The 22,941-nt window shown below is 65.7% G+C and carries 18 protein-coding genes and 1 pseudogene; 13 read left to right on the top strand and 6 right to left on the bottom strand.

Annotated features, from left to right (window positions below):
* Positions 1 to 72 precede the first annotated feature (72 nt).
* The 3 genes and pseudogenes from AB0M45_RS23485 to AB0M45_RS23475 all read left to right on the top strand — a co-directional run.
* Positions 73 to 1,386, top strand: coding sequence for a histidine kinase (locus AB0M45_RS23485; protein WP_364332931.1), 1,314 nt, complete (start codon positions 73 to 75; stop codon positions 1,384 to 1,386).
* A gap of 196 nt (positions 1,387 to 1,582) precedes the next feature.
* Positions 1,583 to 2,236: a response regulator transcription factor gene (locus tag AB0M45_RS23480; RefSeq protein ID WP_364333095.1), complete on the top strand. Its 654-nt coding sequence runs from the start codon at positions 1,583 to 1,585 to the stop codon at positions 2,234 to 2,236.
* A 70-nt stretch (positions 2,237 to 2,306) separates the two neighbouring features.
* Positions 2,307 to 3,134, top strand: a pseudogene (locus AB0M45_RS23475) (serine/threonine-protein kinase); the annotation flags it as partial.
* A gap of 1,746 nt (positions 3,135 to 4,880) precedes the next feature.
* Here the strand turns inward: AB0M45_RS23475 and AB0M45_RS23470 are convergent.
* Positions 4,881 to 5,627 carry a TIGR03943 family protein gene (locus tag AB0M45_RS23470; protein WP_364332928.1) on the bottom strand — a complete coding sequence of 249 codons (747 nt, stop codon included), beginning with the start codon at positions 5,625 to 5,627 and terminating at the stop codon, positions 4,881 to 4,883.
* Positions 5,624 to 6,625, bottom strand: coding sequence for a permease (locus AB0M45_RS23465; protein WP_364332926.1), 1,002 nt, complete (start codon positions 6,623 to 6,625; stop codon positions 5,624 to 5,626). The genes AB0M45_RS23470 and AB0M45_RS23465 overlap by 4 nt, the downstream gene beginning before the upstream one ends.
* A 198-nt stretch (positions 6,626 to 6,823) precedes the next feature.
* On the opposite strand from AB0M45_RS23465, the gene AB0M45_RS23460 reads away from it, so the two are divergent.
* The 9 genes from AB0M45_RS23460 to AB0M45_RS23420 all read left to right on the top strand — a co-directional run bounded on the left by AB0M45_RS23460 (position 6,824) and on the right by AB0M45_RS23420 (position 16,372).
* A complete protein-coding gene (locus AB0M45_RS23460; protein WP_364332923.1) occupies positions 6,824 to 7,330 on the top strand; it encodes a MarR family transcriptional regulator in 507 nt (168 codons plus the stop codon).
* A 270-nt stretch (positions 7,331 to 7,600) separates the two neighbouring features.
* Positions 7,601 to 8,638, top strand: coding sequence for a LacI family DNA-binding transcriptional regulator (locus AB0M45_RS23455; protein ID WP_364332920.1), 1,038 nt, complete (start codon positions 7,601 to 7,603; stop codon positions 8,636 to 8,638).
* A gap of 366 nt (positions 8,639 to 9,004) precedes the next feature.
* Positions 9,005 to 10,171: an acyl-CoA dehydrogenase family protein gene (locus tag AB0M45_RS23450; protein ID WP_364332917.1), complete on the top strand. Its 1,167-nt coding sequence runs from the start codon at positions 9,005 to 9,007 to the stop codon at positions 10,169 to 10,171.
* A gap of 105 nt (positions 10,172 to 10,276) precedes the next feature.
* Positions 10,277 to 10,774 carry a flavin reductase family protein gene (locus tag AB0M45_RS23445; protein ID WP_364332914.1) on the top strand — a complete coding sequence of 166 codons (498 nt, stop codon included), beginning with the start codon at positions 10,277 to 10,279 and terminating at the stop codon, positions 10,772 to 10,774.
* Between the two features lie 114 nt (positions 10,775 to 10,888).
* Positions 10,889 to 12,310 (top strand): MFS transporter, encoded by a 1,422-nt coding sequence (locus AB0M45_RS23440; protein ID WP_364332911.1) that lies wholly within the window; start codon positions 10,889 to 10,891, stop codon positions 12,308 to 12,310.
* 43 nt (positions 12,311 to 12,353) lie between these two features.
* Positions 12,354 to 13,355, top strand: coding sequence for a VOC family protein (locus tag AB0M45_RS23435; protein ID WP_364332908.1), 1,002 nt, complete (start codon positions 12,354 to 12,356; stop codon positions 13,353 to 13,355).
* Positions 13,356 to 13,382: 27 nt separating this feature from the next.
* Positions 13,383 to 13,922 (top strand): carboxymuconolactone decarboxylase family protein, encoded by a 540-nt coding sequence (locus AB0M45_RS23430; RefSeq protein WP_364332905.1) that lies wholly within the window; start codon positions 13,383 to 13,385, stop codon positions 13,920 to 13,922.
* A gap of 96 nt (positions 13,923 to 14,018) precedes the next feature.
* Positions 14,019 to 15,125 carry an alcohol dehydrogenase catalytic domain-containing protein gene (locus AB0M45_RS23425; protein WP_364332902.1) on the top strand — a complete coding sequence of 369 codons (1,107 nt, stop codon included), beginning with the start codon at positions 14,019 to 14,021 and terminating at the stop codon, positions 15,123 to 15,125.
* 71 nt (positions 15,126 to 15,196) lie between these two features.
* Positions 15,197 to 16,372: an acyl-CoA dehydrogenase family protein gene (locus AB0M45_RS23420; protein ID WP_364332899.1), complete on the top strand. Its 1,176-nt coding sequence runs from the start codon at positions 15,197 to 15,199 to the stop codon at positions 16,370 to 16,372.
* 187 nt (positions 16,373 to 16,559) lie between these two features.
* Here AB0M45_RS23420 and AB0M45_RS23415 read toward each other — a convergent pair whose 3' ends face one another.
* Positions 16,560 to 17,537 carry a GlxA family transcriptional regulator gene (locus AB0M45_RS23415; RefSeq protein ID WP_364332896.1) on the bottom strand — a complete coding sequence of 326 codons (978 nt, stop codon included), beginning with the start codon at positions 17,535 to 17,537 and terminating at the stop codon, positions 16,560 to 16,562.
* 45 nt (positions 17,538 to 17,582) lie between these two features.
* On the opposite strand from AB0M45_RS23415, the gene AB0M45_RS23410 reads away from it, so the two are divergent.
* Positions 17,583 to 18,284 (top strand): HD domain-containing protein, encoded by a 702-nt coding sequence (locus AB0M45_RS23410; RefSeq protein WP_364332893.1) that lies wholly within the window; start codon positions 17,583 to 17,585, stop codon positions 18,282 to 18,284.
* Between the two features lie 362 nt (positions 18,285 to 18,646).
* On the opposite strand, the gene AB0M45_RS23405 is transcribed toward AB0M45_RS23410, so the two are convergent.
* The 3 genes from AB0M45_RS23405 to AB0M45_RS23395 form a co-directional block, all read right to left on the bottom strand.
* On the bottom strand, positions 18,647 to 19,339 hold the full coding sequence (locus tag AB0M45_RS23405; RefSeq protein WP_364332890.1) for a hypothetical protein: 693 nt from the start codon (positions 19,337 to 19,339) through the stop codon (positions 18,647 to 18,649).
* A 204-nt stretch (positions 19,340 to 19,543) separates the two neighbouring features.
* Positions 19,544 to 20,824 (bottom strand): MFS transporter, encoded by a 1,281-nt coding sequence (locus tag AB0M45_RS23400; protein WP_364332887.1) that lies wholly within the window; start codon positions 20,822 to 20,824, stop codon positions 19,544 to 19,546.
* Positions 20,825 to 21,845: 1,021 nt separating this feature from the next.
* Positions 21,846 to 22,928 carry a 3,4-dihydroxy-2-butanone-4-phosphate synthase gene (locus AB0M45_RS23395; protein WP_364332883.1) on the bottom strand — a complete coding sequence of 361 codons (1,083 nt, stop codon included), beginning with the start codon at positions 22,926 to 22,928 and terminating at the stop codon, positions 21,846 to 21,848.
* Between the last annotated feature and the right edge of the window lie 13 nt (positions 22,929 to 22,941).

Below are 22,941 nucleotides of genomic sequence, written 5' to 3'. Positions count from 1 at the left end.
CGACCACGGTAGGAGTGGCGGCCCGCTCGCGGGACGATGTACCGCCGCGCCGGCGGCGGCTAGCCTTGCAGAATGGGTGTGACCGGCGTCTCCGAAGCACCGCCCGATGCGCCGCGAACCGGGCGGGTGCGCGCTGCGCTGCTGCGCACCAGGCAGCGGTGCGCCGAGTTCGGGCGCCATCCGGTGGCTGCGTTCCGGCGCAATGTCGAGCAGTTGCCGTTCGACTACCCGCCATCGGTCATCATCAGCATCGATCTCGCCGTCCTCGTTGTCGCGGTGGCGGCCGCGGTGCAGCGGCACGAGTACTTCCCGACCGTGCTTCCGATCATCGCGGTGCTGCTGACCTATGCCTTCGGGCCGCTGTACGCGTTTTTCGGCGTCATGCCCCGCCCGTTGCTGCTCGGTGTGCTGGCCATGGCCGCGGAAGCGCTTTTCCTCGCCCAACCCGTCAGCGCCGACTTCGCACCGTTCGTGCTGGTGGCTGCCGCGGGTGAGATCGCGGCGATCGCGCCCAAACGGGTGAGCATTCCGGTCACGGTGGCGATGATGCTGCAGTTGGTCGCGTTCGACGCGATCGGCCACCTGTGGGAGGGGCTGCCGACCTACCTGGTCGGTATCGCGTTCGGCTGGATGGCCGGGCTGATGATGCAGTACCAGCGCCGATTCCTCTACCAGGAACGTGGCTACCAGGACATTCGCGCGGCGCAGGCCGCCGACGAGGAGCGGCACCGGATCGCCCGCGAAGTGCACGACGTGATCGCGCACTCGCTGAGCGTGACCCTGCTGCATCTCACCGCCGCACGGCACGCGCTGCAGACCGACCGTGACGTGGACGAGGCCGTGGCGGCGCTGACCGACGCCGAGCGACTCGGCAGGCAGGCCATGGCCGATATCCGCCGCACGGTCGGCCTGCTCGACGCGCGGCCGTGGAAACAGGTCGCGGAACCGAGCGTGGAGGACGTCGAGGACTTGGTCGGCGATTTCGTGCGCGCCGGGTTGGACGTGCGCTACGAATGCGAGGGCGACCTCGGTGCGGTGTCGCCCGCCGTCGGGCTGGCGCTGTACCGGATCAGTCAGGAGTCGCTGGCGAACGTCGTCAAACACGCGCCTGGTGCGTCTGCCTCGGTACGGATCGCGGTGGACGCGACCATGGTGACGCTGTCGGTGGACAACACCCTGCCTGCCGGGGTGCTGCCACAACGCGGCACGGGAATGGGCGTCTCCGGCATGCGGCAGCGCGCCGAATTGCTCGGCGGCCGGATGACGGTCGGCCCGAACGACCACGGCTGGTCGGTGCGCGCAGGGATTCCGCTCGCGCCCGGTCGCGGTGGATTCTCGTGTTCGATACTGCCGGGCATCATGACGACACCACGGGAGGGTGTGTGAGGCAGCGTCCGCTCGAGCCCAGGACACGGCGCGCTGTGGCGCACGATGGAGCCGACTGCCGGCGGGGCGGTGTCGTGCGGGAGCGTCATCGAGTGAACCGAGGACATGGCGTGCTGTGGCACACGTCGGAGCCGAGTGCCTGCGAGGCACAGTCGTGAGCCTCACATCGCCCGCGAGTGGCGAATCCGCTGTGACCGTGCTGGTGGTGGACGATCAGGAACTCGTGCGCGGCGGCCTGCGGCGCATCCTGCGCCGGCGCGATGGATTCGTGGTGACCGAATGCGCCGATGGGGACGAGGTGCCCGCCGCCGTCGCGGAGTTCCATCCCGACGTCGTGCTCATGGATCTGCGCATGAAGCGTGTGGGCGGCATCGATGCCACCCGGATGCTGCGCGGCCGCGACGGTGCCCCGCCGGTGCTGGTGCTCACCACCTTCGACGACGACCAGCTGCTGTCCGGCGCGCTGCGAGCCGGTGCCGCCGGATTCATCCTCAAGGACTCACCCGCCGAGGACCTCATCCGCGCGGTGCGGACGGTCGCGGGCGGCGGAGCCTGGCTCGACCCGTCGGTCACCGGTCGCGTGCTGTCGGCCTACCGCACGGTGCGGCCGGTGAACACCCGATCCGACGCTCGCCTGTCCGAACTGACCGCCCGTGAGTACGAGGTGCTCGAACTGATCGGTCGCGGCCGGGTGAACGCGGAAATCGCTCGCGAGCTCGGCATCTCGGAAGTGACCGTGAAAAGCCATGTCGGACATATTTTCGGTAAGCTCGAACTCCGGGATCGGGCCGCGGCGATCGTGTTCGCGTTTGACCACGGAGTGGTGACACCCGGAGAATCCACTCGTTGACGGGTGGGCTCCGGTCGCGGATCGCGTGATCCTGGTGTGCGATCCCTGCTCGGGATGTGGAGGATGACGGGTGCAGGAGTCCGGGCCGAGAACCGGCACGCGGTTCGGGCCGTATGAACTGCGGTCGTTGCTGGGCAAAGGGGGAATGGGCGAGGTCTATGAGGCCTACGACACGCTGAAGGACCGGTTGGTCGCGGTCAAGCTGCTGTCGGAAGAACTCGCCAAAGACCCGATGTACCAAGTGCGTTTCCGGCGCGAGTCGCAGGCCGCCGCTCGGCTGGATGAGCCGCACGTCATCCCGATCCACGATTGGGGCGTGATCGACGGTGTCTTGTTCATCGACATGCGGCTGGTGCGTGGCGTCGACCTGCGTACTCTGCTGCGCGGCCAGGGGCCGCTGACTCCCGCTCGCGCGGTGGGCATCGTCGAACAGATCGCCTCGGCACTGGACGCCGCGCACGCGGCCAACTTGGTGCACCGCGACGTGAAGCCGGCGAACATCCTGGTCACGGACGAGGATTTCGCGTATCTCGCCGATTTCGGGATCGCGCACACCGAGGGCGACAGCGCGGTGACCCTGGTCGGCATGGCGGTCGGCTCGTATATCTACATGGCCCCGGAGCGTTTCGACGTCGGGCCGGTAACGGGCCGCGCCGACGTCTACTCGCTGGCATGTGTGCTGCATGAATGCCTGACCGGAGCAACGCCGTTCCCGGCGAACAGCATGAATGTGCTGATCAAGTCGCATATTTCCGATCCGCCGCCACGACCGAGCGCGCAAGCGCGCGGGATTCCGCCCGCGTTGGACGAGGTGATCACCCGCGGCATGGCCAAGGACCCGGCCGACCGCTTCCCGGCCGCGACCGCATTGGCCGCGGCCGCCCGAGCCGCTCTCGCTCCTGCGCCGTCCACCGGTCCGATGCTCGTGGTCCGCGCGCCCGACCGAGCGCAGCGACCAGGTGAGCCGACCGCGAGTGGTGCGGCGGTTTCGCCGGAATCGACGGGTGAGCTGTCGGTCGCCGCCGTGATCCACCCCAGTGCGCCGACGGTCGTGCGGCCGACGGAAACCCAGTTCACGCCGCTTCCATCGGCGGACGAACCGCCTCCGGTGCCGTTGGTGGCGAGCGCGCCGTCCCCGCCCAAGGGGGGACTGCCTCCGATGCGTCCCTTCCCGGACGCGCACTTGTATCCCGAGACCGAGGCATATCTGGAGTCGGCGGGATATGCGCGGGCGCAGGGCTATTCGCCGCCTGCGCCGCAGGGGTATCCGGGCAGTTACGCAGGTTACGCACCGCATGAACCCGCCACGCAGGCGTATGCGAAGTACTCATCGGCGGAGATCCCGGCTCCAGGCGTAGCGACGCACCCTGAGGCCACGCAGCCGTACCCGGAAACGACCACGGTTCAGGCGTATTCCGAGATGTCCTCGCAGGCACCGGCCTTTTCCGCGTTCGCCGAAACTCCTCCGCATCCGGGAGCCGAGAACTATCCGGAGACCGGGCAGTATCCGGATCACGGTCTCCCGACCGGCCCGCGCGACTTGGAAGACGCATCCGGATATCCAGTCGCACCGGACCCCGCGGCACCGACCCGATACCTGGCACCAGCCCAAGCCAGGCCGGACGGTCACGCGACCCGTACCGACTATCCGCCGCAGGGCGACTATCCGGCCCGTGCCGACTACCCGCCGATGGGTGACCGTTCCGCGCGTGGTGATCACCTGCCGCCGGGCGACTATCCAGCAGCGCGTGCCGACTACCCGGAAGGGGTCGACTTTCCGCCGAATGCCGACTATCCGGCGCAGGGCGATTATCCGGCACGCTCCGGCGGCCAGCCGCAAGGCGACGACCAGCCGCAGGCGGACTACACATCACACGATGACTATCCGACTCGTGCCGACTACCCGTCGCGCCGCGACGACCCAGGGTACGGTCCCTACGACTACGACGACGCCGATTACTCTTCGCGTTCCGGACGTTCCATCGCGCTGCCTATCATGGTCGCGGTGCTCGCCATCGTGGCGGTGACCGTCGGCGGTGCGATCGCCTGGCAGTCGCTCGGCTCCGGTGGTGTCGAGACGACCTCCGCGGGACGACAGTCCGGCACGCCGACTCCAGGGGTGAGCCCCACCCGGTCGCCGGGCGGCCCGTCGACCTCGTCCGCCGCGTCCAGTTCGGCCAAGCCGACACCGGTCACGCTGCCCGCGGCCGCGAAGCCCTGCGGCCAAGGCCAAGCCGTCGCCGGGACGTTCACCCAGTCAGCGGCGGGTACCGCCGTAACCAGCTGCGCGTTCGCCGAAGAGGTGCGCAGGTCCTATGCCGAACTCGGCACCGCGCAGAACGCGGCCCGCGACGCCCCGCGCACAGTGATCGCGACCAGTCCGGTCACCGGCCGGGCCTACACGATGAACTGCCAGTCCGAAGGCCAGGTCGTCACGTGCAGTGGCGGCGAAAACGCGGTGGTGTACATCTATTGATCGAGCACGGGAAGCAGGCTGACGCGGTGGCTTCGCAGGCGTCGGCCAGAGCGGCCGAGGCTCGGCCTGCGCCTGAGCCCCAGCCGATCCGGCGATAGCGCGGAAGGCGTACGCCCAGGAAGCTGTACGTTTCCGAGCCGCTCGGACGGTTGCCGATGGACCTAGCTCTCACCGGGAGTGCTCGTATCGGCGATCAGGGGCAGGGATCGCGCGGAAATCGGTGACGACCAAGGTCGGTGTCTGGGCGGGGTCGTGGTGCGCGCTGCCCGGGGTGACGACGCCGCGAACCTCTAGCCAGGTGTCGTTCTCGATCGGTTCCGCAATCCCGGACAGGTGGACATAGATGTATCGGGCGTCGGCCACGCAGCAGGTGATCAGGACGCGCGCCAGGTCGAGATCGATGCCGGGCGGTCGCGGTTGTCCGCTGTCCTCGACACCGAGGGTGAAGCCGCTGATGGTCACCTCGCGGCCGTCGAGTGAATGGTTGGAGTCGAGCAATGCCCGATTCACTAGCTCATAGATCGTCAGGGTCGGTGCGGGCTCGTCAGGAAGCGGCGGGAACGGACGGACTTTCGGCTCGTCCGCCGCGGTCTGCGACACCACTCGGACCGGGGACGCGGTGGTCGCGGCACCGGCGCCCAGCGCCGGTGGGGCGATGAGCAGCAGCGCCGCGGCCGGTGCCAGCAGCAACCACTGTGCTCGGCCGGTGCCGTGCTCATGGTCGGCGGACTCCTCGCCGAGCCGGAGATCGCGAACGATCGCGATGAGCCCGAGCAGGAGGTAGCCCACGCCGCTGATCACCAAGAAGGGAAACAAACCGGGTTTCACATAACGCAGGTAACTGCCGTCGAGCGCGGTCCACAGCACCGCGCCACCGATCAACAGCAGCAGCAGGTTCTGCGTCTCTCGATTCATCGCGCACCCCCGAGAAAAAGGTACCCGGCGACCGTACCGCACACGATGGCAACTCCAAAGGTCAATGGCGAGAATCGGATTGCGAACCGCCGTCCGAAACTCCCGGCCTGCATGGCGAACAGCTTCACATCGACCGCCGGGCCGACGACGAGGAACACCACCCGCGGCAGCAGCGGCAAGCTCGACATGCTCGCGGCGACGAACGCGTCGGCCTCCGAGCACAGGGCGAGCACGAGGGCCAGCACCGCCAGCACCACGATCGCGATCACCATCTGCCCGGCCAACCGCTCGTACCAGACGGGAGGGACCAGCACCCGGAGTGCTGCCGCCGCCGCGGCGCCGAGCACGAGAAACGCGCTCGCCTGCAACAGATCATGCCGCGCCGCCTCGGTGAAGACCTCCCAGCGGCTTCGGCCGGTCACACAGTGATCGTGCCCGCCGTGCGGCAGCATCCAGCCCGGCCGCCCGATCCGCGACCACAGCAGACCCATCACGACAGCGGTCGCAAGCGAGCCGGTGAATCGCGCTCCGACCATTCCCGGCTCACCGGGAAACGCCACCGCCGTGGCGACCAGCACGACCGGGTTGATCGCCGGTGCCGACAGCAGAAACGCAACCGCCACCGAACTCGGCGCACCCTGATCGATCAGCCGGCGAGCCACCGGCACCACACCGCACTCACAACCGGGCAGCGCCATCCCGGCCAACCCCGCCACACCAATCGCCGCAGGCTCATTGCGCGGTAGCACCTTCCGCAGTAGAGCGGGCGAGACGAACGCCGCGATACACCCGCTGACCACGACCCCGAGCACCAGGAAAGGCACCGCCTGGACGAAGACACCGACGAACACCGTCATCGCGGTCTGCAGACGCGCCGACGCGCCGACCACCCGGACCAGCTGCGACTGAACGATGACACCCAGGACCACCAATGCGGCCAGGACATAGGTCGAGGACATGGTGACCCGCGGTGAGCGTCGAATGCTCTGATCGGCCATCACCACATCCTGCCAGGAACCTTGGTCCGCAACTGCTTCCGCTGTTGCAGCGCGTGCGGTTCCGACTGCGGTCCAGGCCCGGCTCGGCCGGGTGCGGAAGCGGCGAGCCGATGCCGGGTTCACCTGGTGAATGCCAGCGAACTCTCAGCCCGTGGTAGTTAGCTATTTATTAATAGCTATGATTTTGAAAGTAGTATGATGGCGTTCGTGGGAGACGATCCAGGTCGCCGGGGCCGGCGGCGCGTGTCGAAGGCATCGGCGGATCAGTGGGCCGACTTCGCTGATCTGGTGTTCGCCATCTCGCGGGAGATCAAGTTCTCCGCCTACGTCAACCCGGAGGCGGTGTCGTTGACGCCGTCGGAGGGCACGGTGATGCGTTATCTGCATCGTCACCCGGGAACCACGCCGAGCCGGGTCGCGCACGCGTCGGGTTTGCAGCGCACCAATCTGAGCACGGTGCTGCGTAGTTTGGAGGGCAAGGGGCTGGTCGAGCGGCGTAGCAGTGCTGCGGACGGCCGTGAGGTGGAGATCTATCCGACCGCCCAGGGGACGAGTAATTACGCGCTGGTGCGCAAGCTGTGGTCCGAATGCGTCTACGCGGCCACCGGCGACACCGCGGACCTCGACTCGACCGTTGCTCTGCTCCGCAAGGTGGAGGCAGGGCTCGTCCAACTCCGCCAAGGCGGCGAGCAGGCACCCATGTAGCCACGATTCCGATCGTCAGCGCGATCGGACAGTCGGCTATCGTTAGCACTGTCGTCGTCGCGAATCGGACCGCCCGAAATCAGATCACGGCAGCACGGGTGGAGTGCAGCACCTGAGCCGCATATCGATGTGGTCGCGAGTCGCGATTTCGGCTGCGACAGCCACCGACTGCGCGTGCTGGTCCGATAGGTCGCGTTGCTGCGGTCATCGGCTCCGTTGGTGCGTCGCCGACAACAAAACTTTGTGCAACTCGGGAGGATCGGGCAGCGAGTGGTCACCACCAAAGATATTGCCGAACGCCTCGACCTTTCCGTCTCGACGGTGGGCCGGGCGCTCGCCGATGACCACCGCATCAGCGAGCAGACGAAATTCCGAGTCCGCCAGGCCGCCGCCGAGATGGGATACGTGGCCAATCGTGCCGCACGGATGATGCGAGGAGCCTCCAGCAAAGTGGTGGGGCTGGTGATCCCCGACATCCGCAACAGTTTCTATTCCACCATCGCCCACGAGCTGTCGAAGAACCTGGAATCGCAGGGCTTCCAGCTCATGCTGTCGGAAACCGATGACGACCGAATGGTCGAGCTGCGGCACCTACGTGAGCTATCGGCCAGCCGGGCGTCCGGCGTTGTCATCGTGCCGACCGCGCGCCCGCACAGCGAATCGGCCAAGCTGCTTCAGGGCATCCCGCACGTTCAGCTGCTGCGCAAGCATTCGTCGCTCGGGCCACAGTGGTTCGGTGTGGATGATTTCGAGGTCCTGCGTCAGGCCACTATGCACCTCGTCGAGCAAGGTCACACCCGGATCGGCTACATCGGCGGTCCGGCCGAGCTGCACACCGGCGCGGAGCGCCTGAGGGGGTTCCGCAGTGCTCTCTCCGAGGGCAAGCTTCCGGCTCGGGCCGCCCGAATCGAATTGGGGCCGCCGTCCTCGATCGAACACGGGCGGCAGGCGGTGCGCCGCCTACTGGCGGAGCCGACAGCCCCGACCGGGATCGTGCTCGGATCGATTCAGCTTACTCGCGGCGTCCTGGAGGAACTGTCCCGAACAAGCGTTGTGGTGCCGAAAGATGTGTCCGTAGTCGGCTTCGGCGACGAGCCGGGTTTTTCCTGGTGGGGACCCGGGCTCACTACGATGGGCCTGCCTATCCAGGCTATGGCTGTGGGTTGTGGGCTCTGGCTCATGCGCCGACTGAAGACCGAGCCGGACGACGACACTCCCTACACCTCGGTGTCACCGGGGTCCCTGATCGTACGAGGCAGCACCGCGCCGCCGGCCGACATGCGCCGACCGGCGCGCCGGAGGCGATAGCAGAAGGCCGGGGCGCCGCACGCTGCTCGAATTGCCCGGCCTACCTGTTTGTGGCGGCAGCCACAGTTTTCTCTTGACGACTATGTGATCATAGTTATAGTCTCATAATCATTCGGGTATGCACCCCGGGTGGTCGAGCAATCGGAGACGCGGCGACCGCGAGTCTCGGCAAATGATCGGGAGTCAAGTGTGACCTCTAGAATCGGCCCCCGCCGTGCTATCGATAGCATAGCGCGTCCTTCCGCCCAGCGCGTTCGCCTGACCGACGCGACACGCAGACGTCTCATCCATACAAGTCCTCGACACGAAGAAGCCGGATCGCCACCGAGCAGGGACAACCTGCCAGATCCAGTTAAGGAGCCCATCGTGACCACATTATTGGACCCCGCCACGCAGCAGGAGACCTCCGACACCGTGCTCGGCCGCGTCCGCGCACTTGTTCCCGATATCGTGGCGCGCGCCGCCGAAGGTGAGGCGGCCCAAGCTGTGCCGCCGGAAATCATCACGGCCCTGCGAGAGGCCGGTGCGTTCCGGATGACCCTGCCCAAGGCGTGGGGCGGTGAGCAACTCGGGCTGGTGGAGAGCGCGAACGTAGTGCGCGAGATCGCCCGGGCAGACTGCTCGGTCGGCTGGACTGTTCAGGCGGCCTCGATGGCCTGGTTCTTCCTCAGGGGACTGCCCCGTACAACGCTCGAGAACGCGGTGTTCGCCAACGGCGCCGACCTGATGCTCCGAGGCGCGGTCGCTCCGAAGGGCCGCGCGACCCCCGTGCCGGGCGGTTATCGCATCACCGGCCGATGGCCGCTGGCCAGCGGACCCTTCACCCCGGACTGGATGCTGGCCGGCTTCATGATCGAGGGTGCGGCCCCGGCACCGGACGGCCGCCCGGATATGCGGGTTGCGCTCATCTATCCCGAGCAGGTCACGTTCCTCGACACATGGGATGCGGTGGGCCTGCGGGCGACTCAGAGCACCGACTTCACGATGGAGGGCGTGTTCGTTCCCGAGCACCACACAGGCTCCCTGTTCGGCCCGAACAATATCCCCGCTCCGATCTACGACCTTCCGTACACACCCACCGGCGCCTCGCACGACGCGGTCATTCTCGGCGCCCTGGATGGCGCACTCGACGATCTCGCCGAACTGGCCGCCAGCAAACGTCCCGCGTTCAACCCGAGGATGCTGCTCGGTGCGGACCCGGTATTCCAGGAGAAGTTCGCCGAACTGCAGTTGCGCGCGGCGGCACTGGCGGCCCTGTCGCAGCGGACCACCGCGACGGTGACGAGCCGGGCACTTGCCGGGGAGGAGCCCACTCCGTCGGAGTGGTTCAGCTATACCGGCGGCACCCAGCACATCCACCACGAAGGCATCCGGATCCTCAACGAGATCATGACGTTGTCCGGTAGTTCGGGGCTCTACAACACGAATTCGCTGCAGCGTCGCTGGCGGGACATTCGCTGCGTCTCCCAGCACGTGGTCGGCAACAACGGCGCGATGCGGACGCTGGGCGCGGTCCTGTCCGGCCAGAACTGACCGGCAATTGTCTGCCCTACAGGAAACCGTAATGCGCATGCTACTAACGCTCGCCTCGCCAACTTGCGATCGATTCGCACTGCTCCACCGAGGTGGTGATCCGCAATGAACCGACTCGACGAAACACCAACGGATCCGCTCGATCTCCGTCGGGCGCTGGCCTGCATCCCCTCCGGGGTGGCAGCCGTCTGTGCGCTCGATTCCGGTGCCCCGGTGGGCATGGCGGCGAGCACGTTCACCCCGGTCTCGCTGGCACCTTCGCTGGTGTCGGTGTGCGTGCAGGAAATGTCGCGGACTTGGCCGAGAATGCGCGGGCTGCGACGCCTGGGCGTGAGCGTGCTCGCTGAGGGACAGGACGTGATCTGCCGGTCGCTGGGCAGCAAGGAGGGCGATCGCTTCGCGAACGTCGACTGGTCCGCCGAGGCGGACGACAGCGTCTACATCCACGGTGCCGGCCTCTGGCTGAACTGCTCGATATACGCCGAACTCCCTGGTGGCGACCACACGATCGTTCTCCTGCGGATCCACGGTCTGAAGGTCGAACCCGACCGAGCGCCACTGGTATTCCATGGCAGCCGGTTCCGGCGCTTGGCCGTTACGTGAGTCCGGCGCCGTGTTCCCTCGCTACACCGCGCCACCGAACACCTGCCGCTCCCGGGCCCGTCACACATGGACATCCCTCGCGCGACATCCAGTCACACCGATGTGAGGCACACTATGCACAACACCGACGCGGTCCGGGACGCCAACCGAACCGGCGCCCGCAAACTCATCCGCGGAATCTCCCCGTACGCATGGTCGTCCCTGCTGCTCCTCTGGTTGGTCTACGCCCTCAACGCGAACTCCCGGCAGCTGATCTTCTACGTGCTGCCGCCGATCACCGACGAGTTCCACACCAGCCCCGCCGAGATGGGTCTGATCACCGGCGCGGTCACCGCCGCGACCGGGCTCATAGCCATCCCGGCGATGCTGTGGGCCGACCGCGGAGGTCGCGGGTGGAAACGCAAATACCGGCACCTGCCGTTGGTAATCGGGTACGTGCTGTTCACCTTTCTGACCGGGTTCGACATGCTCACGATCACGCTGGGCGGACTGCTGGTCCTGCAGTTGATCTCGCACGCGATCGCCGGCGCGGCTGAGGCCGTCGAAGTCACGTCCGCAGCGGAGTGGTGGTCGCGCGAGCGCCGCGGGTTCGCACTCGGACTGCACCACACCGGGTTTCCCTGGGGAACACTGATCGGCGGCTTCATCGTCGCCGGGCTGCTGGGCGCCTACGGTGCGTCGAACTGGCGGCTACCATTCCTGCTCTTCCCCATCCCGGTCATCGTGGTGTTCGCCATCTACTGGCGATTCGCCACCAAGCAGCGGTACAGTGCGGTCGTCGATCACCTCGACGCGGTCGGCGAGACCAGGCCGGTCGACACCGAACTGACCGAGCACACCGCCGCGAACGCGGGCGCGCTGATGCAGTGCCTGCGCAACCCGAACATCAGCCTGGTCGCCGTAATCGGGCTGTTCGCCACCGTCGGCTACATCGGACTGAGTTTCTGGTTGCCGCAGTACCTCGCCTTCGTGGCCGAGTACGACTTCGCGCGAGCAGCCGCGTTCAGTGTCGTGTTCACGGTGACGGGCGGCCTCGGCATGATCGCGTGGGGATGGATCTCCGACCGGCTCGGGCGCAAGCTGTCGATGATCATCGTATTCCTTTGGCTGGCAGTGGGTTTCTGCCTGTTCTCGAACTCCTCGTCGAGTGTGGGATGGCTCATCGGCGTGCAGTTGTTCACCGGCTTGGCGATCAATGCTCCCTACACCTTGGTCTATGCGGTCGCGATCGACTCCACCAGGCCGAGCGCGACCGGGGTGGCCAGCTCGATCGTCGGCGGCGGTCTCGCGATCGGCGGTGGTGCTGGTCCCCTCCTGGTCGGACTGCTCGTAGACCTCGGTGGCGGTTTTACCAGCGTGGGCGGCTATCACGTGGCTCTCTACGTCCTCGCCGCGATGATGCTGCTGGCTGCCGTGCTTGCCGCGCTGTTCACCCGCGAAACGACAGGGTGGTTCCGAAGTCGCGACCGCGCCCTCGTCACCGCCCGATCCTGTATCCCCTCCGACCAGGCGGCCGTCGCCACCTCGGCCCACTGACCCAGGGCCACAAGCCCCGAAATACCGATTGGAGTACCACCCGATGTTGCCTCCCGTAAACCTCCGGCCCGCGTTCAATGTCACCCGGGCCAGTCATATCCGGTTGACCGTGTCCGATCTGGCCGAGAGCCGGAACTTCTACGTGAACGTGTTGGGCCTCGTCGTCACCGAAGAAGACGATTCCGTGTGTTACCTGCGTGGTCTGCAGGAAGCGTGCCACCACAGCCTCGTACTCGAACAGGTACAAGAGGGTGGGACGTGCCGGCGGATCGGCTTCCGAGTGTTCTTCGATGAGGATCTCGACCTCGCGTATGACTACTTCCGCGAGCGCGATCTTCCGGCCGAATGGATCGAGGCGCCGTATCAGGGCCGGACGCTGCATGTGCGCGACCCGAGCGGAACGCCGCTGGAGTTGTGCGCGACCATGCAGACGCAGTCGCGGATGCACATCGAGTTCGAGGCGTTCAAGGGCGCTCACGCCCAGCGGCTCGACCACTTCCAGATCCTCGCGCCGGACATCCCCCAGGTGTGTGCTTTCTATAGTGAACTGGGATTCCGGAGTTCGGAGTACCTGGCCCACGGCGACGATCTGCTGGGGTCCTTCATGTATCGCAAGGGCACCTGCCTCGATCTGGCTGTTTTCCCCGGTGCGGGCCCCCGAATGCATCACTTCGCCTACACGGTCTCCGAAAGCCGTGACCTCTTCGCCGCGTGCGACATCGCTGGAAACCTCGGCTACGGCGATTCGGTGGAACGCGGTCCCGGACGGCATGGTCCGGGCGGAATGCTCTTCGTCTACCTCCGCGACCCCGACGGGCACCGGGTCGAGGTGTTCAACAGTCATTACCAGACCATCGACATCGAGACCGAGCCGGTGCGCTGGGATGCCGCGTCCCTGAGCACCAACGCCCGCTGGGGCCTTCCCGCACTAGAGGCGTGGTACGTCGAGGCATCGCCCTTCGACGGCGTCGTGCAGCAGGCGCCCCAGACTCCACCGAACCCGATGACGCTCGAACGATTCCTGCAGTCGCAGCTCTCGGACTGACCGCTCACAAATTCAGGAGAAACCACCATGGCACGAGTCCCGTACCTCGCCCGCACCGAAGCCTCGGCAGACACCGAAGCGCTCTGGGATCGGCTCGAGGCGGAACGGAAAATGCCGACCGCCAACATCTTCCGCGCTTTGGCGAACGCGCCGGTGCTGCTTGATGCCTTCCTGTCCTACGCCAACGCGCTCAGGGACGGTTCCGAACTCAGTCCGAAACTTCGGGAACTCGCGATCCTGACCGTGGGGCATGCCACCCGGTCCCGGTACGAGATCGCCCATCACCAGTCGCATGCCCGCAAAGCGGGCGTCACGCCGGAGCAGTTGTCCGCCATCGGCGACTTCGAGAACTCCGACGTCTTCGATGACGTCGAGCGCGCGGTGATGCGGCTGGCCGAGGAGTCCACCACCGCAGTCGAGGTGACCGACAAGCGTTGGGCCGAGGTGGCCGCGCATCTCGATGAAAAGCAGATGGTCGAGCTCGCACTGACCATCGCTTGGTACAACTCCGGCGTTCGCATCATGGGGTTGCTCGATATCGACCTCGAAGACAGTTACCTGCGCTAACGCGCATTCCCATCGGCAGGGCTTGCGTCATGGTGCGGCGATCACATTCCGCGAGCCCACCATTCCAGAACTCCAGTAAATAAAGGAGCACCACCAATGGCGTTGATGCGCGCAGCTCGGCTGCACGAGATCGGCAAACCGATGTCGATCGATGAGATCGAAGTGCCCACCCCCCGGCCCACGGATGTCCTCGTCCGGGTGAAGGCCTGCGGGATCGTGCCGAACATGGCCAACGTGATCAGCAATTGGCCGACCTGGTTCCCCCAGCAGCCGCTGGCCAAGTTCCCCGCGATCTTCGGGCTGGACGCCACAGGCGTCGTAGAAGAGGTCGGCGAAGCCGTGATCAGGACCAGGCCCGGCGACCGGGTATACGTCAATCCGCTGCGCTCCTGCGGCAGCTGCTACTCCTGTCGAGGCGGCCAGCTCAGCCGGTGCCGTTACTTCACCCTCAATGGCTACTTCAGCACCTCGCCCGACGGCCAGAAGATCTTCGACCTCTACCCTTACGGCGGTTTCGCCGAATTCATGACCGCCCCCCAGCATTCGCTGGTGAAGCTGCCGGACAACATCTCGTTCGAGCAGGCCGGCCGGTTCGGCTACATCGGCACCTCCTACGGTGCCCTGCGGATGGCCGACGCCGGACCCGGCACCGTGGGCCTCATCGACGGCATCACCGGAACCCTCGGCGTCGCCTCGACGATGCTCGCCCTGGCCATGGGTGTGGCGAGGGTGCTCGGCACCGGCCGCAACGAGGAGTTGTTGCAGCGTGTCAAGTTCTTGGCGCCGGACCGTATCGAGGTCCTGAAGCTCGGTGACAAGCCCTCGGGCGAGTGGGCGAAGGCGCTGACCGACGGCGAAGGCGCCGATTTCGTGATCAGCGCGCTCGGCGCCCGGGCCTCGGCGGAGACAATGCTGGACTCGATGTACGGCGTCCGGCGCGGTGGAAAAGTGGTCAACGTCGGCGGAGTGGCCGACCGGGTACCGGTCGACATGAAATGGCTGATGGACGAGCAGGTCCAGCTCATCGGCTCGAACTGGTTCAGCACCGCGCAGGGCCAGGAACTGGCGCACATGGTCGAGACCGGCACGCTCGATCTCTCCTACCTCGAACACGAACGCTTCCCGCTCACCGAGGTCAACCACGCCATCTCCGGGCTGAAGGACCGCCGTGGCGGATTCAGCAACTACGTCGTCATCCCCTGAACAGACCCGCAGCGGGGACCGTGCCGGACCCTGGGCACGGTCTTCTGCTGCGAAACACCGAAAGGACTTTCATGGCCATCACCCCCGTTACCCCGTTAGAGCTGTTCGACACCGAGTCGTTGCCGACCGACGAAGAACGTGAGATCGCCTCGACCGTGCGCCGGTTCGTCGACGAGCGCCTGCGGCCCGACATCGCCGGGTGGTTCGAGTCCGCAACGTTGGCACAGGAAATCGCCGTCGAGGCCGGCTCACTGGGACTGCTCGGCATGCACCTGCAGGGCTACGACTGCGCCGGTACCAGCGCGGTCGCATACGGTCTCGCCTGCATGGAGCTCGAGGCCGGCGACAGCGGCCTGCGCAGCCTGGTCTCGGTGCAGGGCTCGCTGTCGATGTATTCGATCTACCGGTGGGGATCGGAGGAACAGAAACAGCACTGGCTGCCGCGCCTGGCGTCGGGCCGGGCCATTGGCTGCTTCGGCCTCACCGAGCCCGACTTCGGCTCCAACCCCGCCGGGATGCGCACTACCGCCAAACGTGACGGCAGCGACTGGATTCTGAATGGCACCAAGATGTGGATCACCAATGGTTCCATCGCCGACGTCGCTACCATCTGGGCACAAACCGATGAGGGGATCCGCGGATTCCTCGTCCCCACCGGCACACCCGGTTTCACGGCCAACACCATCCACCGCAAACTGTCACTGCGCGTCTCTGTGACGTCCGAACTGGTCCTGGACAACGTGCGCCTCCCCGGGTCGGCACTGCTGCCCGAGGCACGCGGCCTGTCCGGGCCGCTGTCCTGCCTCAACGAAGCACGGTTCGGTATCGCGTTCGGCGCCCTCGGCGCAGCCCGCGACTGCCTCGAACAGACCATCGCCTACGTCCGGGAACGGGAAGTGTTCGATCGGCCCTTGGCGGCATACCAACTCACTCAGCAAAAACTCGCCGACATGACCCTCGAACTGGGCAAAGGCATGCTCCTGGCGCTGCACCTCGGACGAAAGAAAGACGCAGGTACCCTCACCCATCAGCAAGTGAGCCTCGGCAAACTCAACAATGTTCGGGAAGCCCTGGCGATCGCACGTGAATGCCGCACCCTGCTCGGCGCAAGTGGCATCACCCTCGAGTATTCCCCGATGCGGCACGCTATCAACCTCGAAACGGTGCTGACCTACGAGGGCACCAGCGAGATGCACACCCTGGTCATCGGTGAACAACTCACCGGCATCGCCGCCTTCCGCGGCTGACCACGGACAGCGCCAAAGGCACTGACCTCGAGCGCGACTCACAAGCAATGCCCGCAAGGGGAGGCCGCCACAGCTACCGCACATCGCCGTGCGCTGTGTCGAGCGGGTATCAGCGTGGACGCGCATCGGCCCCGGCTCTCGTCCGAGTGGCCGCGAGGTCAGCGCCGAGGTCGCATCGACATGGCGGTCAGCCGGAGAAGCGCTCACGGTAGACGGCAGGGGCCACGCCGAAGTGTTGCTTGAAGACTCGGTGCAGTGTCTCGATGGATCCGAAGCCGACAGACTGGGCGATAGAACGCAGCCCATCGCCGGTGTGCACGAGCCGGCGTGCTGCCGCATCGACCCGGATCGACTCCACATAGTGCGCCGGTGCGGCCCCCACCTGCTCGCGGAATACTCGTGAGAAGTGACGAACGCTGAGGCCGACGCGGCGTGCCAGCGCGGAGTTGGAAAGGTTCTCGGTGAGATTGTCCGGCATCCACGCCTGCAGACGTGCGATCTGGGCGTCGGTGGCCGTGGAGCGCACCAAGAGTTCACTGAATTGGCTCTGGCCACCCGGCCGCCGCAAATACATCACCAGCCAGCGTGCGACGCGGCGGGCCAACTCGGCATCGTGGTCGGCGGCGACCAACGCGAGAGCCAAGTCTATTCCCGCGGATACCCCCGCCGATGTCCAGACGTGTTCGTCCCGGACGAAGATGGAGTCGGGTTCGACCAGGACGTCGGGATGCTCGGCGACCAACTGGGACGTAGTCGACCAGTGCGTTGTCGCGCGTCGCCCATCGAGGAGACCCGCCGCTGCCAAGGTATGGGCTCCCGCGCAGACCGATGCGATCCGTGGCGTCCGGTGGGCTTGCACTGCCAGCCAGTCGATGAGCGCATCGTCCACCAGCACCTTCGGTGCCGTCCCGTCCAACGACAGGCCACCGGGCACGATCAGGGTGTCGATCTGCTGAGCTACTTCGTCCCAGGATGACTCGGCGACGACGCATGTGCCCCCAGCACATCGGACGACACCCTTCTCCGGTCCCGCGACCAGCGTCCGATAGCCGGGAGCATCCGCGTGGACGAGGCGGCTGGCCGTTGTGAACACTTGGATCGGCCCAGCGACGTCGAGAAGCTCTACTCCGTCGAAGGCGGCGATCACAACAAGATGCGGCGTCACCGGCACAGTCTTCTGGATTGCGATCAGGTCCGCAAGGACGGGAACATGTCAGATTCGGACGGGAAGGAATGGCTCAATCTGACACAACAATGTCCTTGCAGCCATCTACGGGGCGGGTTGACGATCGTGATTGTCCATTTACCCGTCCTCCAGGAGTTCTCGATGGTCCCCCTGATTCCCGATTCGCCGACCGCCCATGCGGCAGCCGACCTCGCCGCCGAGGCGGCGCCCACATACCTGTTCAATCACAGCTACCGTACCTACCTGTTCGGTCGTTGCATCGTCACCGACCGGGACATCGACGACGAAGCAGCCTTCGTCGCCGCGATGATCCACGACCTCGGGCTCACCGACACCCACCGCGGTGCCGATGAATTCGGTCAGGTAGGAGCAGACCTCGCCTGCCGATTCCTGCAGATGCGTGGGTGGGATTCCGATCGAATCCGCCTGGTGGAGGAGGCGATTCTGCGGCACACCAACCTCATCGCCGAGCAAGTTCCCCTGTACAGGGTGATTCAGGCCGGCGCAGCCGTCGATGTAGCGGGACTCGGTCATGAAGAAATCTCGCGGGACGATCTTTCCAGGATTCTCGGTACATATCCTCGCCTCGACTTCGACTCGCGGATGCGCGACAGCTTCCTCGACGAAGCGCGCCGTCACCCGCAGGGTGCCTTCGCCGACCTCGAACGCACTGTGGCCCTATCCAGTCGGTTCGGTACCAATCCAATTGACCGACCCGCCGCGTAATCCCGTTGCGCGACCGGGGCGGTTGCAGCTGATACCTCGGTGGCTCGCGAGCGAAACCGCGGACTCTGCCGCGACCGCTGAACTTTCACGCTGGCTGCCGCGGGGTGTCGTCAGCCCGTTGTTGCGGATGGGTTAGGTCGCACGCCTGAATTGTGCGGCAGCAGTGCCGGTTCTCGCGTCAGCTCGTTCCCTCCGGGGCGTGCCACCGAGTGCGAGTAATCCACCGTGACGCACATACGACTGTGCCCGAGGGAGCTGATCAGTCCCTCGAGCACGTCCCCTCGATGTAATAGGCGCTAAATCACACCAAAACGCAAACCTCCAAGTCATTCTCGGCCGCCCACCTGTTTCACCAGGTCAGATCATTTCGCCCCCATTGGGGCATTGATCGTGGAGAAGTACTGGATGGCCGCGCCGATTGCGATCGGCGCGGTGACCAGCAGTTGGCCGACGACCGTACCGAGGGCGCCGACGGCGATGATGCCGCCGAGGCAGCCGATGGCAGCGGCCGGGATGAACGGGCCGAACAGGCCGACGATTGTCGCGGAGGCGACGGTCGCGCCGGCGATGCCGCCGAGCACGCAGCCGACCGCGGCGCCGCCGAGGCCGCCGACCAGGGTGCCGAGCGTGGCGCCCATCAGGATGGTGCTGGTCAGCCGGGTCCAGGCGGCCTGCTCCCGGTCGTATTCGGTCTTCCAGGGCGCCTTGTCTTCGAACGGCAGGGCGACCGGCTTGTAGGTCGCGTGTGCCATGTCGAACTGCGGGGTCAGGGTCGCCGTGCGACCGGCGATGTCGGCCGCGATCGGGAATTCGAAGTCGTCGACCCGGAACTTCAGCGGCATGCCGGTGAGCACCGTGCCGTTGACGGCTTTGACCTTGAACACGCCGTCTTCGACGACCATCGAGCCGGCGTCGGTGGTGACGATGGACTGGGTGTCGGTGGCGTAGGCGGTGAAGTCGACCGCGTCCTCGGTCTCGGGCTGCGCACCGGCCGCGCCGGACGCGATCCCGACCGCGGCGACCAGACCTGCGGCCACCGCAACGATTTTCCTCATGTTGTTTCTTCCTCTCAGATCTTTTCTCTTGGGGCTTGGTGCGCCGAACGCGCGGCATGCCTGCCGCGGAGTGCGGTCGGCAGATCAGAATGCGTCTTCGTGTTCTTCCGCATCCGGGTGCACGGTGATTACCGCGACATGATTTGAGCCAACCGGCCATTGGTTTCCAATTGGTCGGCGAGAATGCCTCCGTGACGGACGGCGTCAGTGCATGGGTTGCCGGGCTGCGTTGTTGAATTGGGCGGTTCGGACGAAAACCAATGCGAGGACAGCGACCAGCGGCAGTACCGTGACTTGCCACAAACCCGCCTGACGCCAGCCGAAACTCGCTACGAGAGCGGCGAAGAGCAGACCGGAGAATGCGGCGGTCCCGTAATAGCTGGTGACGAACAGTCCGGCAGCGCGCCCGACCTGGTTCGGCCGCACCGCCCGCTGGATCGCACTGTTGCTGTTGGGGAACATGAAACCGGTACCGAAGACACCCATCAAGAAGGCGAACACGCACTGCCAACCGAGTGTGCCCTGCACCTGATAGATGAGAATGCCGATCAACGAGAGCGCCAAGTGGCTGCCGATCAGCAGTTTGCGCTGATCGACCCGGTCGCCGAGCCAGCCACCCAGCAGACCAGCGGCGCCACCGAAGCCCACAAAGCTCAGAGCAAGCGCGGACTGGGCGGTGGTGAGATGCAGTTGTTTGACCAAAAACGTCGGGTATAGACCGAGAAAACCGTAGAGGACCACGCCACCGACCGCCGAGCTGATCGCCAGCGCGAACGTATTGCGGTTGTACGGAGACGCGGGCATGTAGTCGAAGTTTCCGGTACTGATCGTCTTTTCGACCGCCCGTTCGGTCATCCGGCGGCTGACCGTGAAGGCGGCGATCAGCGCAATGACCAGTCCACACAAACCGAACACCACGAAGGGAGCCCGCCATGTGCCATACGTGGTCGCCAAGCGGACGCCGAGGAGCGGGCCGAGGAACACCCCACCCCCGAAAGCGACGGTGATCGCGCCGAGAGCGAGCCCACGCCTGTGGTTGAAGTACGCGCCGACCGCTGCGAACAGAGCCGCGGCCTGCATGCCCTCGCCGAACCCGGACAAGATCCGGTAGGCCAACATGTCGCCCCAACCGGATGCCAGAGGGGTGATCAGTGTGCCGACAGAGTAGATCACGATGCTGACCAGCAGGACGGTCTTGCGGGAAAAGCGATCCATCAGGTATCCAGCAGGCAGTCCGGCCAACGCCATACCCATGGTGAAACCGGTGGCGAGCAGCCCACCTGACGCCAGCGAGAACCCGTACTCCGTGCGAATGGTCGGCAGCAGCGGGGCGAACACCTGCCGGTCCATGGCGTTGACCATGAACGACACCGCCATCACCAGGAAACCCGTCGCCACCACAAGTTTGGGGACGAGGAGCTGGTGGGGGTCCTCCATGTCGCGGGCAGGAACACTGCCTCCGTCGACGGTTGCCGTATTGATCATGTGAATTTCTCCTGTCGGAAAAGGCCGCGGCGGACCACGGCAGACCTGATGAATTGAGCGAGAACGACCGAGGAACGGCACACGGCAACCCGGCCGCAATCGGATGGGGTTTGCTCGATAAGCGGGAGGACGGGCCCGCGGTGCAGTCAACGGTCTGCCGCCCGGTCGTGGATGGCAGTCAGCATGAACTGTTACGCGCGTCACGTCAAGATGTAGGACGGAATTAATTGCTGGCGCTCGGAAAGCGGCTCGGCAATACGCACACAGTGGCTGATTCCCCGTTGCGGAACCGTTGACCGAGCGAGCGAATGTGCTATCGTTAGCACAAGTCCGGTCATCATCGTCGAGACGGGAAGGGGTCTATTCAGGACGCGCAGCAGCCGCGTGGGGTTCGGCGCGTCCCGGCCGAAGCAATGAGTGGCGCGGCCGTGTATATCGGTGCGCTGAGCACCCCAATCTTTCCCTTGCCCCCTGGGTGAGCCACATTTTATGTGGTGCGCCCGAGTTAAGGATCTCGCCTATCGCAGCATCGAGCTCAACGGCAGGGCGAGCAGTCAGCCCCGCCTCTGATGGCTTCTTATCGTGCGATCGCTAGCATGAAACCTCCGCATAAACTTCGGAGAGTCGGACAGTCAGCGATAACGAACAAAGCTATTGCTGAATGCTTGCAGATGCCCGCGTCGACCACGGGGCGGGCGCTCGGCGGAGCTGCGCCGACGCTGACACGCCCTGCGATTCGATGTCGCCTGGGCACTGATCCTGGGGGCGTTGCCAGACCAGTGCACCGGCGGTCGCACCGGAAAGGCTTGCGAGTAAAGGCCGCGTTGCACACCGGCAGCTACTCCAGACTTTGCTGCGGAGCGTGACTTTCCGCGCCAAGTGCAAGCGCTGAACTACAATCCCGAAGGTCGCGGACAAAAGCTCCAAAACTGCCAGCAGCAACTTTTGCCGCTTGGTGGTGCGGCATTGTTCCAGAACCCGCCGCTATCGGCAGAAGACACGCCGATCGACGCCCGATCAATCAGGCGGACGTCCAGTCGCGAACTTCGGTCATTGCGTCGTGACCAGCAGCTCCTGCAGTGGAGGTGAGGTCGAGGTCATCGAGGATGTGGGCGACCACGGTCCGTGTGATCACCGCGTCCACCTCGTTCTGGCGGTCGGGCGCCGCGGCTGGTTGCTCGAGGTAGACGAATAGCGTGTCGCCAACGGCGCCGTCGAGATTCGAGAGATTGTCGTGTATGTCGAAAAGCGCTGTGGCGGTATGGCTGCGCAAACTCGCGACATGTATGTCCACCGCTGCTGCGGGGGCGAGGTCTGCTGTGACGATGGCGAGGTGCTCGTGATCGCCGGGTCGGCCGGTATACCCGATCGTGTCGAAATCGCCCTTTTCGGTGTGGATGCGCCTGTGTGCGGTCCGTTCGAGGCGGTAGTCGATGTGCATGCGACTCACGCGGATGTCGGTGATGTCGACAAGGGGTATCCGATGGATGCGAGCGAACTCGGCGAGTTCGGATCGACTCGCTGTTCTGGTGGGATCACCGAGACCTATCAGCGTGCCGAGCACGCCGGCGGGTCGGAGCCCGGCGGACCGCAGGAGATCCACGACCGCTTCAGCGACCCCGGGCGAATCGAGTTCTCCGGTGTCGCGGGCCCGTATCGGAACGAGATGGCCCGGCCGAGTGAAGTCGATCCCGCGTGATTCGGGGTGGGCCAGAAGCGCTGCTGTGTGCGCACGGTCGGCGGCTGAAATGCCCGTACCGGTACCTGCCGCGGCATCGACGGTCACGGTGTAATCAGGTGTGTGACTGCGCTTTTCGTTCCACATGCGGGGTAGGTCGAGTCGGTCGCAGGTCTCGCCGTCGAGCGCGACGCAGACGAACCCAGAGGTGTGCTGGATTGTCTTGGCCATCGACCCGGCCGTTGCGAACTGGGCCGCGTGGACGAGGTGCCCCTCGGTGCCCGCGGGGTTGTCGTCCACCAAGACGATCGACTCTCCGGCGGCGAGAGCGGCGTGCGCGCGGCGAACCCGGTCGAGCGAGCACATCGACCGCATGAATTCCCCGAATAGCCCCTCATTGGCGTATTGGCCGGAGGATGTGCTCATCGTGGTCGATCCA

The organism is Nocardia sp. NPDC051787, from assembly GCF_040681325.1.
Lineage (GTDB): Bacteria > Actinomycetota > Actinomycetes > Mycobacteriales > Mycobacteriaceae > Nocardia.
Note: the sequence above shows the minus strand (reverse complement) of the source record. Positions and strands in the feature narration are given on the sequence as shown.